The sequence below is a fragment of the Mesorhizobium sp. P5_C1 genome (assembly GCF_054049815.1).
Map to the genome: position 1 here is coordinate 1 of NZ_JBFULQ010000108.1, position 14,622 is coordinate 14,622.

At 64.1% G+C, this 14,622-nt stretch carries 9 protein-coding genes; 4 read left to right on the forward strand and 5 right to left on the reverse strand.

The window, feature by feature from the left end:
- Together ACXJ7R_RS11665 and ACXJ7R_RS11670 are read left to right on the forward strand one after the other, a co-directional pair.
- A partial coding sequence (locus ACXJ7R_RS11665) for a uracil-DNA glycosylase family protein (RefSeq protein WP_457151964.1) occupies positions 1-872 on the forward strand: 872 nt, incomplete at its 5' end.
- Positions 873-971: 99 nt separating this feature from the next.
- Positions 972-1,784 (forward strand): helix-turn-helix domain-containing protein, encoded by an 813-nt coding sequence (locus tag ACXJ7R_RS11670; protein ID WP_457151965.1) that lies wholly within the window; start codon positions 972-974, stop codon positions 1,782-1,784.
- Between the two features lie 97 nt (positions 1,785-1,881).
- Here the strand turns inward: ACXJ7R_RS11670 and ACXJ7R_RS11675 are convergent, their stop codons facing one another.
- Both ACXJ7R_RS11675 and ACXJ7R_RS11680 read right to left on the reverse strand, forming a co-directional pair.
- Positions 1,882-2,856: a DMT family transporter gene (locus ACXJ7R_RS11675; RefSeq protein WP_457151966.1), complete on the reverse strand. Its 975-nt coding sequence runs from the start codon at positions 2,854-2,856 to the stop codon at positions 1,882-1,884.
- 91 nt (positions 2,857-2,947) lie between these two features.
- Entirely contained in the window at positions 2,948-5,254 is a 2,307-nt protein-coding gene (locus ACXJ7R_RS11680) for a xanthine dehydrogenase family protein molybdopterin-binding subunit (protein ID WP_457151967.1), read from the reverse strand.
- A 157-nt stretch (positions 5,255-5,411) separates the two neighbouring features.
- Here ACXJ7R_RS11680 and pepN point away from each other — a divergent pair, with 157 nt between their 5' ends.
- Both pepN and ACXJ7R_RS11690 read left to right on the forward strand, forming a co-directional pair.
- Complete coding sequence (pepN, locus tag ACXJ7R_RS11685; protein WP_457151968.1) at positions 5,412-8,057, forward strand: aminopeptidase N; 2,646 nt, start codon at positions 5,412-5,414, stop codon at positions 8,055-8,057.
- Positions 8,058-8,228: 171 nt separating this feature from the next.
- Complete coding sequence (locus ACXJ7R_RS11690) at positions 8,229-10,550, forward strand: PAS domain-containing sensor histidine kinase (protein ID WP_457151969.1); 2,322 nt, start codon at positions 8,229-8,231, stop codon at positions 10,548-10,550.
- Between the two features lie 48 nt (positions 10,551-10,598).
- Here the strand turns inward: ACXJ7R_RS11690 and ACXJ7R_RS11695 are convergent, their stop codons facing one another.
- The 3 genes from ACXJ7R_RS11695 to ACXJ7R_RS11705 form a co-directional block, all read right to left on the reverse strand.
- Positions 10,599-11,078: a hypothetical protein gene (locus ACXJ7R_RS11695; RefSeq protein WP_457151970.1), complete on the reverse strand. Its 480-nt coding sequence runs from the start codon at positions 11,076-11,078 to the stop codon at positions 10,599-10,601.
- Between the two features lie 49 nt (positions 11,079-11,127).
- Positions 11,128-14,130, reverse strand: coding sequence for a bifunctional [glutamine synthetase] adenylyltransferase/[glutamine synthetase]-adenylyl-L-tyrosine phosphorylase (locus ACXJ7R_RS11700; protein WP_457151971.1), 3,003 nt, complete (start codon positions 14,128-14,130; stop codon positions 11,128-11,130).
- On the reverse strand, positions 14,130-14,622 hold a 493-nt coding region (locus ACXJ7R_RS11705; protein ID WP_457151972.1), incomplete at its 5' end, for a sensor histidine kinase. The genes ACXJ7R_RS11705 and ACXJ7R_RS11700, both read right to left, overlap by 1 nt.

The following is a 14,622-nucleotide window of genomic DNA, read 5'->3' on the forward strand; positions in this document are numbered from 1 at the left end:
TGACTGCCGCTTCCCCAAACAACAGACAGGACCTTGCCGACCTGCTGGCCTTTTATGCCAGCGCCGGTGTCGACGAGGCGCTTGAAGACCAGCCGGTGAACCGGTTCGCAGAGGCGCCCAAACCGGCGGAGCGGCCGGTGGCGCCGTCCACCGACGCCGTTGCGCCACCTGGTTCGACGAACGCGTCGCGCCCCGAGCCGGCCGACAGGGCAAATCTTCCGCCCGTGGCGCGTGCACCGTCGATAACCGCTGCGGTTCCGGACGAGGCGCAGGCGGCGCTGGCGCGCCACCTGGCAACGACGGCAACGACCCTGGACGAGCTTCGCCAGCACATGGCGGCCTTCGACGGCTGCAATCTGAAGGCCACCGCCAAGAACCTGGTGTTCGCCGACGGCAACCCGGCGGCCGCCGTCATGCTGGTGGGCGAAGCCCCCGGCCGCGACGAGGACATCGAGGGCCTTCCCTTCGTCGGCCGCTCGGGCCGGCTGCTCGACCAAATGCTGGCGGCGATCGGCCTCGACCGCACTTCGGTCTATATCGCCAACGTCATTCCGTGGCGGCCGCCGGGCAATCGCACGCCGACGCCGCACGAGACCGAGATCTGCCGGCCGTTCATCGAGCGGCAGATCGAGCTGGTCAATCCGAAGGTGCTGATCAACCTCGGCGGCCCTTCGGCCAAGACCTTGCTCAACACTTCGGAAGGTATCTTGCGGCTGCGCGGCAACTGGCGCGTCCACACGACAGCTTCCGGCATCGCCATCCCGGCCATGCCAACGCTGCATCCGGCCTATCTCCTGCGGACCCCATCGCATAAGAAGCTGGCATGGCGGGATTTCCTCGAAGTGAAGGCGAAGCTGCGGGCACTTGGTTGAAGCGCGGCAGCTCTTCCCTTCTCTCCTTGTGGAGGAGGGACAGGGCCATAACCTCCCAGGTAATTGAAATGCATCCACTGCCAGCCTAACCATGCCCCCATGACAACAGCCCAAAATTCCGCCGGCAGCCTCATTCGGGAATGGCGCACCCGCCGTCGCATGAGCCAGCTCGACCTCGCCATGGAAGCCGAAATCTCGCAGCGCCATCTGAGCTTCGTCGAGAGCGGGCGTGCCGCGCCCTCGCGCGACATGGTGCTGCATCTGGCCGAGCAATTGTCGATCCCGCTCCGGCAGCGCAACCAGTTGTTGCTTGCCGCAGGCTTTGCGCCGAGCTTCGGCGAGCGGTCGCTCAGCGACACGACGCTGGCGCCGGCAATGGCGGCCGTTGAGATCGTGCTCAAGGGACACGAGCCCTTCCCAGCGCTCGCCGTCGACCGGCACTGGAACCTGGTTTCGGCGAATGCCGCCATCGCTCCCTTCCTTGCCGATGTCAGCGAGGCTTCGCTGCTGACACCGCCGGTCAACGTGCTTCGGCTCAGCCTGCATCCGGGCGGTATCGCTCCACGCATCGTCAATCTTCAGGAATGGCGCACGCACTTGCTCGAGCGTCTCAAGCACCAGAACGACGCCAGCGGCGATCCGGTGCTGATCGACCTGGAGCGCGAACTGCGGACTTATCCGTCCGGCTTGAACGGCAGCCGGCCGGCGCCGGTCGAGCCGAATGCCATCGTGCACCCGCTAAGGCTGGCGCATGGCGATCAGGTGCTGTCGTTCATCAGCACCATCACGGTGTTCGGGACGCCGCTCGACGTGACGCTGTCGGAACTGGCGATCGAATCGTTTTTCCCGGCCGACGAACAGACGAGGACGGTGCTGGTGCGGCTGGCGAAGGAGCGGGCCGAACGATCGTAACAGGGAAGCCTGACCCGGCCCTTCGCTTTCGCTCTGGGCGTTTCGTCGTTCCGGAAAGCCAAGCAATTGGCTTTCCGTCCGCTATGCGGACCTCTCCTCACCCCTGAGGCAGAGTCGCCCGTCGCGTGCGGGTGCGCTGCAGACCAAGCTGGCGCTCGCGCCAGATGATGAAGATCCCGGCGGCAACGACGATCAGGCCACCGACCAGCATGTTGAGCGTGGCAACGTCGCCAAAGACGATATAACCGACGACGACGCCAAGGATCATCGAGGTGTATTCGAAGGGCGCCACGACCGAGGCTTCGGCATGGCGATAGGCCGAAGTCATCAGGATCTGGCCGAGGCCGCCGCAGAAGCCGGCAGCGACAAGAAGAGCCGCCTGGAGCGGCGTCAGCGCCTGCCAGCCGAACGGCAACGAGAGCAGCGCCATGACGCTCGCCGTCACCGAAAACCACAGCACGATGGTCGCGGTGCGCTCGCTTTGCACGAGATTGCGCACCAGCAGCATGGCGACGGCCGAGATCGCCGCCGCGACAAGAGCGGCAATGACGCCGAGCACTTCCTGGTCGTCGAGCGCCTCGTCGGAACTCAGCAGCGTCAGTTCCGGCCAGGAGATGATCAGCACACCGATCAGGCCGACAGCGACCGCGCTCCAGCGATAGACGCGGATGGCTTCGCCGAGGAAGATCGAACTGAACACCACCACCAGAAGCGGCTGCGCGTAGTTCAGCGTGATCGCCTCCGGCAGCGGCAGCCGCGTCAGCGCGAAAAAGCCAAGTCCCATGGCGCAGACGCCAACGACACCGCGCGCAATGTGATTGAGCGGGCGCTTGGTCGAAAACGCAGTGCCGAGTTTTCCCTTGAAGGCGAGAAAGGCAATGATCGGAAAGATGGCGAAGAAGGAGCGGAAGAAGACGATCTGGCCCGCCGGCACGGTGCCCGCCGCCTTGATGCAGGTCGACATGCCGACGAAGACCGCCACCGAAACGATCTTGAGCGTGATGCCGGTGAGCGTGCTGTGCCCGACGGGATGGTCGCTGGCTGCTGCGGCCTGACCTGCTTTTGCTGTCACGAGTCTGATCCATCCCGATATGATCGGAATGGAACTCTGTTTTCTTGCCTGACCATAATCTTTTCCGAAAACCGGTTCCCACTTTTCGGGATCATGATCTAGCCGCTTCCCGGATCGTTGCCCAGATGCGCGCCGGCGTCGCCGGCATGTCGATGTGCTTGACACCGTAGGCGCGCCAGAGCGCGTCCGTCACCGCATTGAGTGCCGCCGGCGTCGAGCCGATGGTGCCGGCTTCGCCTGCCCCCTTGATGCCCAGCGCATTGGTCGTCGAAGGCACGTTGCGGGTCTCGAAATGGAAGAATGGGAAATTGTCGGCGCGCGGCATGGCGTAGTCCATGAAGCTCGCCGTCAAGAGCTGTCCATCCTCGCCGTAGATGGTGTCCTCGGTCAGCGCCTGGCCAATGCCTTGCACGACGCCGCCATGCACCTGACCGGCGAGCAGGATCGGATTCACGGTGACGCCGAAATCGTCGACTATGGTGTAGCGGACGATGTCGGTGGTGCCGGTGTCCGGGTCGATCTCGACCTCGCAGATATGGGTACCGTTGGGATAGGTGCACTCGTCCTGCACGAACTCGCCGAACCCCTTGAGATCATCCGGCGTCTTGGCGGCCTTGGCGATGGCGGAAAAATCTATCGTGCGGTCGGTGCCGACGATGCGGGCGACGCCGTCCGACAATTCGATGTCGCCAGCCGAGGCCTCCAGCTCGTCGGCGGCGATGCGCTTGATCTTGTTGGCCAGATCTTCACCGGCGCGCGACGCCGAAACGCCGCCGAGCGGAATCGAGCGCGAGCCGCCGGTGCCGCCGCCGGCCTTCAGCTCGTCGGTATCGCCCTGGCGGACATGGATCTTGTCGATGTCGAGATTGAGCTTTTCCGACAGGAACTGCGCGTAGGCGGTGGCATGCCCCTGGCCGTTGGTCTGGGTGCCGATCTTCAGCGTCACCGTTCCGTCGCCGTTGAGTTCGACAAAGGCCGGTTCCGAACCCGGAAAGGCGCAGGCCTCGATATAGGTCGCCATGCCGAGGCCGCGGATCTTTCCGCCTGCTTTCGACTGTTCGAGCCGCGCCGGAAACGCCTTCCATTCCGCCTGTTCAATGGCGCGCGTCATATGGCCTTCGAATTCGCCGGTGTCGTAGAGACGGCCGGTCTGCGTGCGGTAGGGAAACTGCTCGGGCCGGATGAAATTGCGGCGCCGGATTTCTTCGACGGGCAGACCCAGATCGTGGGCGCAGGCGTCGACGAGCTTTTCCAGGAGGAACGCCGCTTCCGGGCGACCGGCGCCGCGATAGGCATCGACCGGGCAGGTGTTGGTGTAGAGGCCGGTGACCGACACGTCGAGCGCCTGGATGTCGTAGACGCCGGTCGACATGGTGACGCCGATATAGGGAATGTAGGGACCGTATTGCGAGACATAGGCGCCCATATTGGCGAGCAGGTCCACCTTCATGCCAAGGAAGCGGCCATCCTTGTCCAGCGCCATCTCGGCTTTCACGACATTGTCGCGGCCTTGCGCGTCGGTCAGGAAGTGTTCGGTGCGGTCGCCGGCCCATTTCACCGGACGGCCAAGCCGCTTCGCCGCCTCGAGCACCAGCGGGTATTCGCGGTAGACGAAGCTCTTCGGCCCGAAACCGCCGCCGACATCCGGCGTGATGACACGCAGCTGGTCCTTCTTGATCTTGAACAGGCTGGCCAGGATGTACTGCATGGAATGCACGCCCTGTGACCCCGTGGTCAGCACGAAGCGGTTCTCCTGAACGTTCCACTCGCCGATCGCCGAGCGCGGCTCCATGTAGTTGCAGACCAGCCGGTTGTTGACGAATTCGATGCGGGTGACATGGGCGGCCTTGGCGAAAGCCGCGTCCGTCTTTTTCTTGTCGCCCGTATGGTAGCTGAAGGCCCGATTCGAGCCGAGTTCCGGCCAGACCAGCGGCGTGCCTTCGGCGAGCGCCGTCGCCGTTCCGGACGCCGCATCTTCGCTGTCATAGTCGACGTCGATCAGTTCGGCGGCATCCTGCGCCAAAGCGCGGCTGTCGGCGACGACGAAGGCAACGGCGTCGCCGACATAGTTGACGCGGTCACGGCACAGGACCGGAATGTCGCGGGTCGGCGCCTTGGTGCCGTCCGGCTGTTGCTGCATGACGCCGGACTTGAGATCGCCGAGATGGGCAAGGTCCTTGCCGATCAGCACCAGATGCACGCCGGGCGCTGCCTTCGCCGCCTCGGTCGAACCGATGGTGAAGCTGGCCTTGGCGACCGGCGAGCGCAGGACATAGCCATGCAGGACGCCGGCCGGCTGGATGTCATCCGTGTAGCGGCCCTGGCCCTGGATGAAGGCGGCATCCTCGCGCCGCAGCACGGATGCGCCCATCCCGAATTTCGGCGTGACGACGGTCATGGAGGCCTCGTGATGATGAATGGGAGGAGGAACGCCTGAAATAGGCGCCGTCTCAGTTTTGTCGAGGGGCTGTTTCGTGTAAAGAGCGCGGACTTCAAATTTCTTGGACCAGCGGAAACAATCCGCCGCCAAGGCAATCGACAGGAAAACCCACGGAATGCGCACGGACACCGGCCAGGTCTTCAAGCTCGAAGACTACCGCCCCAATGATTACCTCATTCCGCAAACCAACCTCACCTTCCGCCTTTCGCCAGACGCAACGCGCGTCACCGCCGTGCTCACGGTCGAGCGCCGTGACGGTGTATCCGCGTCGGCTCCGTTGGTGCTCGACGGCGACGGGCTGACGCTCAAGCGCGTCGAGATCGGCGGCAAGAAAGCGAAACCGGCCGATTTTCTGGTGACGCCAGACCAGCTGACCATCCTCGAGCCGCCGGCCGCGCGGCGCTTCCAGCTGCTCATCGAGACCGAATTGGCGCCGGTGGGCAACGAAGCGCTCATGGGCCTTTACCGCTCGAGCAATGTCTACTGTACGCAATGCGAGGCAGAGGGCTTTCGCCGCATCACCTATTTCCTCGATCGCCCCGACATCCTGTCTGTCTACACAGTGCGCATCGAAGCCCTGCGCGACGAGGCGCCGCTGCTTTTGTCCAACGGCAACCTGGTCGACAAGGGTGACATCGGCGATGGCTGGCACTTTGCTAGATGGCACGACCCCTTCCCCAAGCCGTCCTATCTGTTCGCGCTGGTGGCGGGCAATCTCGGCAAAGTCGCCGACAGTTTCGTCACCCTGTCCGGCCGCATGGTCGAGCTCGGCATCTATGTCGAGCCCGGCAAGGAAAAGCTGGCCGGCTACGCGATGGACGCCCTGAAGCGGTCGATGAAATGGGATGAAGAGGCGTTCGGCCGCGAATACGACCTCGACGTCTTCAACATCGTCGCCGTGTCCGACTTCAACATGGGCGCGATGGAGAACAAGGGCCTCAACATCTTCAACGACAAATATGTGCTGGCCGATCAGGAGACAGCGACGGATGCCGATTTCGCCAATATCGAGGCGATCATCGCGCATGAGTATTTTCACAATTGGACAGGCAACAGAATCACTTGCCGCGACTGGTTCCAGCTCTGCCTGAAGGAAGGGCTGACGGTTTTCCGCGACCACGAATTCTCCGCCGACCAGCGCTCGCGCGCGGTCAAGCGGATCGCCGAAGTGCGCACGCTGCGCTCCCACCAGTTTCCCGAGGACCAGGGCCCGCTGGCGCATCCGGTGCGGCCACGTCGCTACCGCGAGATCAACAATTTCTACACGGCGACGGTCTACGAGAAAGGCTCCGAAGTGGTGCGCATGATCCGCACCATTCTCGGGCCCGATGCCTTTCGTGCCGGCATGGACCTCTATTTCGAGCGTCACGACGGCGACGCGGCGACGATCGAGGATTTCATCAAGGTGTTCGAGGACGCATCCGGCCGCGACCTGTCGCAGTTCGCGCTCTGGTACCACCAGGCGGGCACGCCCAATTTGACCATCAGTTCGACGCACAATCCGGCGTCGCAGGAGTTCATGCTCGAAATCGAGCAGTCGGTGCCGCCGACACCCTCCGAGAGCCGCAAGCGGCTGATGCACATCCCGCTCGCCTTCGGCCTGATCGGCGCCGGTGGCCAGCCGGTCGACTACAGCGGCGTCGAGGGCGCCAGCGTCGAGGACGGCGTCATCCATGTCCGCAAGCGCCGCCACATGGTGCGGTTCTCAGGTGTTGCCGAGCGACCGGCGGTGTCGCTCAACCGCGGTTTTTCGGCACCGGTGACGCTGTCCGTCGAGCAGAAGGCCGACGACCAGTTCTTCCTCGCCCGCCATGACAGCGACGCCTTCTCGCGCTGGCAGGCCTTCAACACGCTGTTGACCGACGCGCTGATTGCCGCCTTCCGCGAGATCCTCGGCGGCAGGCAGCCGGTTTTCGCGTCGCGGCTGACCGAACTCGCCGGCGGCATCGCCGCCGACGAGACGCTGGAGCCGGCCTACCGGGCGCTGGCGCTGGCGCTGCCTGGCGAAGCCGACATTGCCCGCGATATCGGCAGCAACATTGACCCCGACGCCATCTACGCTGCCCGCGAGGCGCTTGCACTGGCAATAGGCACGGCCAACTCTGACAATTTTGCCGGCCTCTACGACAGGCTTGCCGACAAAGCGGCATTCAGCCCGGATGCGGCGAGCGCCGGACGACGGGCCTTGCGCAACACCCTGCTGGACTATCTCTCGATGCAGCCGGGGGGAGCAGCACTTGCCGCCGGACATTTCCAATCGGCGACCAACATGACAGACCGCGCCGCGGCCCTTGCCATGCTTGCGCATCGCCACCACGGTTCGCCCCAGGCGATCCAGGCGCTGGTTGCATTCGAGACGACTTATGGCTCCGACCCGCTAATCATGGACAAATGGTTCCAGATCCAGGCCAGCGTGCCCGGTCCGCAGGCCGTCGACACGGTGCGCGCGCTGACCGCTCATCCCGCTTTCTCGATGCACAATCCGAACCGGGTGCGCTCGTTGATCGGCACCTTTTCCAGCGCCAACCAGACCGGCTTCCACCGTGCGGACGGCGAGGGCTACCGGTTCTTCTCGCAGACCGTGCTCGAGGTCGAAAAGCGCAATCCGCAATTGGCGGCGAGGCTGGCGACGGCACTCCGCTCATGGCGTTCGCTCGAACCTGGCCGACAGGCCAAGGCCAGGGAAGCGCTGCTTTCGATCGCGAAAGCCGGAGACCTGTCGGCGGATCTGAGCGATATTGTCGATCGCACGCTGGCGTAGACGTGCGCTCTTGTCCGGAAAGGGCCGTTTCGGCACTATTTTAGTCAATTTTTAATCTTTTTTCGCCGGACCACTGGACAAGGCGAATCACCTTTGATTCTTTACTGACGATTCGGATGTGCGGCGTTTGCCGGATCAAAGCAGCATAGGCAACTTCGGGGAGTGCCATTTATGGCGAAGGCGGACGCGTGGGGCGCGCCCGGGGGGAAGGTTTTTGCGCATCGCGAGACGCGAAGCGACGGCCTTGCCGGGAACACGCGGCTCATCGCCGAACCGGCCTACCGGCGGCTTCTGGCCGCCGAGCCGCTGCTGCGCCGATCGATACCTGCCCTCATCATCACCTTCCTGATCGTCATCGCGGCGCTGCGGGTCCTGTCGCTGATGAACGAGCGCGACGATATCGAACGCAGCGCCAAGGCGATCCTCACGCTGGCGGCGGGTCAACTGGCGAGTTCGCTCGCCATCACTTCGGACACGGTGCCGGGCGCCATCCAGGACCTGTTGGAAACCACCAGCCGCCAGGGCGCGATGGGCCGCAGCCATGTGCTCGTCATCACAGACAGCGCTTTCAAGATCATCGCGGTGACACCGCGCTCGGTGCCATGGCAGAGCCATTCGCTCGACGGCCTCGTCGAGGGCGGCCAGCCATTGTTCATGTTTGGCGACCGCGCAGGCGTCATGGAGGTCAACATCGGCGGACGGGACTGGTATGCGGCGGTCAGCCTGGCGAATGGGCGAAAGGGTGCCGCGGCGGCACTGGTACCGCAGGACGCGGTTTTCGACGCCTGGCGCAAGACTGTCTCGCTGAACGTCACCCTGTTCGTGCTGACGGCCGGCGTGCTGATCATCATCCTCTACGCCTATTTCGGCCAGGCGGCACGCGCGCAGGCGGCCGATCGCATCTATCTCGAAGCGCATCAGCGCATCGACATGGCGCTGGTTCGCGGCCGCTGTGGCCTGTGGGACTGGGACATGGTGCGCGGCAAGATGTACTGGTCGCGCTCGATGTACGACATGCTCGGCTACAAGCCCTGCGACACGATGCTGTCCTTCGGCGAGGTCGACGAGATCATCCATCCCGAGGACGGCGACCTGTTCGAGCTCGCCAACAGAATTGTCGCCCGTGAGATCGACTATATCGACCAGGTGTTCCGCATGCGCCACGCCGACGGCCAATGGGTGTGGATGCGCGCCCGGGCACAGGTCATCGATCCCGAAGCGCCGGAGATCYAGCTGATCGGCATCGCCGTCGACGTCACCGAACAGCGCCATCTGGCGCTGCGTTCCGAGGCGGCCGACCTTCGCCTCAGAACGGCGATCGAAAACATCAACGAATCCTTTGTGTTGTGGGATTCGGCCCAGCGCCTGATCATGTGCAATTCCAAATACCAACAAGACAATGGACTTTCGGACCGCGACGTCATGCCCGGCACCGCGCGCGCGGTGCTGGAAGACCGGATGCTGGCCTTTGCTTCCGAACGGCGGCTTGCCAACACCAGCGGACTGCAGGGCGGCGCGACCTTCGAGCGGCAGCTGGCCGACGGCCGCTGGCTGCAGGTCAACGAACTGAAGACCCGGGACGGCGGCATCGTCTCCGTCGGCTCCGACATCACCCAGATCAAGCTGCACCAGGAGAAGCTGGTCGACAGCGAGCGCCGGCTGATGGCGACGATCCATGATCTGAGCCTCGCCCGCCGGGCCGAAGAGGAGCGATCGCGCGAACTGGTCGACCTCAACCGCAAATACATGAAGGAAACCGAACGCGCCGAGGCGGCGAACCGGGCGAAGTCCGAATTCCTCGCCAATATGTCACACGAACTGCGCACGCCGCTGAACGCCATCATCGGCTTCTCCGAACTGATGGAACAGGGCCTGTTCGGTCCGCTGGGGTCGGAGCGCTACGAGGAATATGCCACCGACATCAACAGCAGCGGCAAATATCTGCTGGGCGTCATCAACGACATTCTCGACATGTCCAAGATCGAGGCTGGCCAATTCTCGCTGGACCAGGAACAGATCGACCTCGGTCCGCTGATCAGCGAGACGGTTCGCGTCGTCTCGCTGCAGGCGGCGCAAAAGGCGATCACCGTGGAAACACGTATCGCCGACGCGCTGACGCTGTTCGCAGATCGCCGTGCGATCAAGCAGATCGTCATCAACCTCTTGTCCAACGCGGTGAAATTCACCGGCCAGGGCGGCCACATATCGGTCAGGGCCCGCAACACTTCCGGCGCGCTTGTATTGACCATCGAGGATAATGGCTGCGGCATCCCTAAAGACGCGCTCGGCAAGCTCGGCCGACCCTTCGAGCAGGTGCAGAACCAGTTTTCCAAGAGCCACGCCGGATCCGGCCTGGGCCTCGCCATCTCACGCTCGCTGGCCGAGCTCCAGGGCGGTGCGCTGAAAATCCGTTCGACCGAAGGTGTCGGCACAATCGTGTCGGTGCGCATTCCGGTGAAGAAGGCCGCGCCGGCGATCAAGGTCGCGGCCTGAGCAACCACAGGCTCCGACTGACGTCGCCGGAGCCTGGATCGGACAGCCTCACTGCATGCCGCCTTCGTTGTCGTCGCCATCCCATTCACGATGACGGCCAAAGCGGCCGCCTTTCGGCAGTTCGCTCTTCTCGATCTTGCCGTCATTGTTCCTGTCGAGCATGGCAAAGACCTTCTTCTGGCGACTGGTGATGTCGTCTGATGTCAGCGTGCCATCGCCCCTGGTGTCGTAGCGGGCGATGATGCGTTTGGCCATCTGCTCAAAACGCGCCTTCTCCAGCGCATCGGCGAGTTGGGCGACGGTCAGTTTGCCGCCATTGTCGGCGACGAGTTTCTTCAGCCGCGCGTTCATGGCGTCGGAAAACTGGTCGAAGCTGATGGTGCCGTTGGAATCGCTCATCGCCTTGCTGAGGCGCATCATCGTGCCCTCGCGCAGCTTTTCGCTGGCATTGTTTTCGGCATAGGCCGTGGTGCCGACGGCGCCGGCCAGGGCGACGAAGGCAAGGGCAAGTTTGGTTGTCGTTCTCATGGTCTTCTCCTGTTACATCGTCACCCCCGATGCGGCCTGACGAACGGCTTCACAGTCGTCCGGCACGAAGCAAAAGGTCAAAGTCCTTCCTGACCTTTTGCGACGTCTCCTTGAGGTGCGCTTCCAGCACACCGAAATCCGGCAGGTCAGTCACCGCCAGAAGCAGATCCGAAAGCCCCGGCGGAACATCGTCGCGCTCGAAGGCTCCGGTGAGGCACAGCCGCGTCATCTGGGTCAGCGCCAGATAGAGCGCGTAGGCTTCGCCAAGTTCCTGCCTGACCCCGGCATCGGCGAAGCCCGGCGCCAGGCGGGACAGGATTTCGGCCGTGCCGGTGGCACGTCTAACGGCCGGGGCACGTGCAATTGGCACGGCCGGGGCACTCGGGCCGGCTTCGACCTGCCCGGTGAGCACGGCCACCTGGGCGATGAATTCGAGATCGATCAGGCCGCCGGGGATCAGCTTGATGTCCCATAGGTCGCGCGGCGGCTTTTCCTTTTCGATCATGGCGCGCATATCCGAGGCCCCGGCCATCACTTTTGCCGCGTCGCGCGGCTGGCCAAGCACTGCCGCCACTTCCGCCTCAACCTCGCTGCACAGGTCGGCATCGCCGGCAATGGTACGCGCCCGCGACAGCGCCATGTGCTCCCACGTCCAGGCCTCCTGGCGCTGGTACTTCTTGAAGGCATCGACATGGGTGGCCACAGGCCCCTTGTTGCCGGATGGCCGCAGGCGCAGGTCGAGTTCGTAGAGCACGCCTTCCGCGGTTGGCGCGGACACGGCCGCGATCAGCCGCTGCGTCATGCGGGTGTAGTAATGCGAAGGCGCCAGCCGCTTGTCGCCATCGGATTCTTCGGCATCCGGCGCGTGGTCGTAGAGCAGGATGAGGTCGACGTCCGATCCGGCGGTCAGCTCGCGGCTGCCGAGCTTACCCATGCCGAGCAGCGAAACCACGCCGCCGGCAATCGTGCCGTGGCGTGCCGCGAATTCGGCGGTCACCGCCTGTAACGCCGCCTCGATGGTGAGATCCGCAAGATCGGAAAAGGCGCGGCCGGCCCGAGCCGGATCGATCGAGCCGGCCAGCAAGCGGACACCGATCAGGAACTTTTGCTCGGAGGCAAAAATGCGCAGCCGGTCGAGCACGTCCTCATAAAGCCGGTCGCCCTCGACAAAGGCGGAAAGCCGCGCCGACAGGTAGGCACGGTCCGGCAATTCGGTCAGCAAGGCCGGGTCGAGCAAGCCATCGAAGACATGCGGTCGGCGCGTGATGATCGCCGCCAGCCGGGGTGCGGCACCCATGATCGTCGCCATGAGCTTCAACAGCGCCGAATTGGATTGCAGCAAGGAGAACAGCTGGATACCGGCAGGCAGGCCGGCGAGAAACTCGTCGAAGCGTATCAAGGCTTCGTCGGCCCGGCGCGTCTGGCCGAAGGACCGCAGCAGCGCCGGCGTCAGTTCCGTCAGCCGCTCGCGGGCTTCCGCCGACCGGGTGACGCGATAGCGGCCGAAATGCCAGCCGCGGATGACGCGGCAGATGTCGCTCGGCCGCTGAAAGCCGAGGCCGTGCAAGGTCCGCAGCGTGTCGGGATCGTCGACATCGCCGGTGAAGACCAGATTGCCGATGCCCGTCGAAAGCTCGGGCGCGGTTTCGAACAGGGCTGCGTAGTGGCGTTCGACCTGTTGCAGCGAGGCGCGGAAGGCCTGGGAAAAGGCGGCGGCGTCGGCAAAGCCGAGCATGCGGGCGATGCGCTCCAGCCCTTCATCGTCTTCCGGCAGCGTGTGCGTCTGCTCGTCGGCAACCATCTGCACGGCATGTTCGACACGGCGCAGGAACCAGTACTGTCGGGCCAGCGCATCGCGGGCGTCTGAAGTGATCCAGCTGCGCGCCGCAAGCTGGCCGAGCATCGGCACGGTCTCTCGCCCGCGCAGTTCCGGGAAACGTCCGCCGGCGATGAGCTGCTGGGTCTGGACGAAGAACTCGATCTCGCGGATGCCGCCGCGCCCGAGCTTGACGTTGTGGCCCTTCACGGCGATCTCGCCATGGCCCTTGTGGGCGTGGATCTGGCGCTTGATCGAATGGACATCGGCAATCGCCGCGTAGTCCATGTATTTGCGCCAGATGTAGGGCTGCAACTCCTTGAGGAAGGCAGCGCCGGCGGCGAGGTCGCCGGCGACTGGACGCGCCTTGATCATCGCGGCGCGCTCCCAGTTCTGGCCGCGCGCCTCATAATAGCGCAGCGCTGCCTCGACCGGGATCGCCAGCGGTGTCGAACCGGGATCGGGGCGCAACCTGAGATCAGTGCGGAAGACATAACCGTGCTCGGTGCGGTCCTGCAGGATGCGCACCAGGCGACGCGTCAGGCGCGAAAACAGCTCGGTGGCATCAAGTGGATCAACGACGGCGGGCGCTTCCGGATCGAAGAAGACGACGAGATCGATGTCGGAGGAAAAATTCAGCTCGTGCGCGCCAAGCTTGCCCATGCCGAGCAGGATCCAGCCCGATTGCCTCGACGGATCGTCGAGATCCGGCAGCTTGAGCTTGCCCTGGCCATGCGCGTCGCGCAGCAGGAAGTCGACGGCAGCGCGGGTGCAAGCGTCGGCCAGATCGCTTAGCCGCCGCACCGTCAGCGCCGTTTCGGCTTCGCCGGCAAGATCGGCCAAAGCGATCAGGAAATGCGCCTCGGCCTTCCACAGGCGCAGTTCCATCATCAGGCCGGATTCCGAGACCGCCTCGGCCAAATGCGCCTGGCCGATGGCGGCGCCGATCGCTTTCAGCCGCGCCTCGACCGTCTGTTCGAACAGGCCGTCCAAAATCTGCGGCCGGCGACGCGCCGTATCGCGCAGGAACGGCGACAGATCGAAGACAGCTTTCAGGAAATCCTGGCCTGTCCCCGTGCCGGACAGGAATTTGGCCAACCGCGCCAGCCCTTCTTCCCGCGCCGCGGAAGTGATCTCGGCGAGCTCTTGCCGAGCCCRACTTTCATCGAGCGGAGCAAGCCTGGCGACCGGCTTCAGCAGCCAATCCGTCTCCACCTGCTTCGCAGCCGCACTCATCAGTGATCCTCCCGCGAGGGGAAACTCATGACCACGGATAATCCGGGATTGCCAGGCAAGAGATCAAGCCGGCCATTGTGGAAGGTCATGACCGCCTTGGCGAGGCTCAGGCCAAGACCAGAACCCGGCTGCGAACGGCTTTTCTCCAGCCGCACGAAACGCTCGGTCGCGCGGGCACGGTCGCCATCGTCGGGAATGCCCTGGCCATTGTCGGCAACCGACAGTCGAACTTCGGTACCGATCCGCTCAACAGCCACGCGCACGGCCGGTTGGGCGTTGGAGTCGGTCGAATATTTGATGGCGTTGTCGACGATGTTCGACAGTGCCTGGCCGATCAATTCGCGGTTGCCGTTGACGAAGACCGTTTCCCGCACGTCTGTCTCCAGCGAGACGCCTGCCTCCTCCGCCACCGGTTCGTAGAGCTCGACGACATCGCGCACGGCTTCCGCAAGATCGACGCGGTTGGTGTTCTCTGAGGAGTAGCCAGCCTCC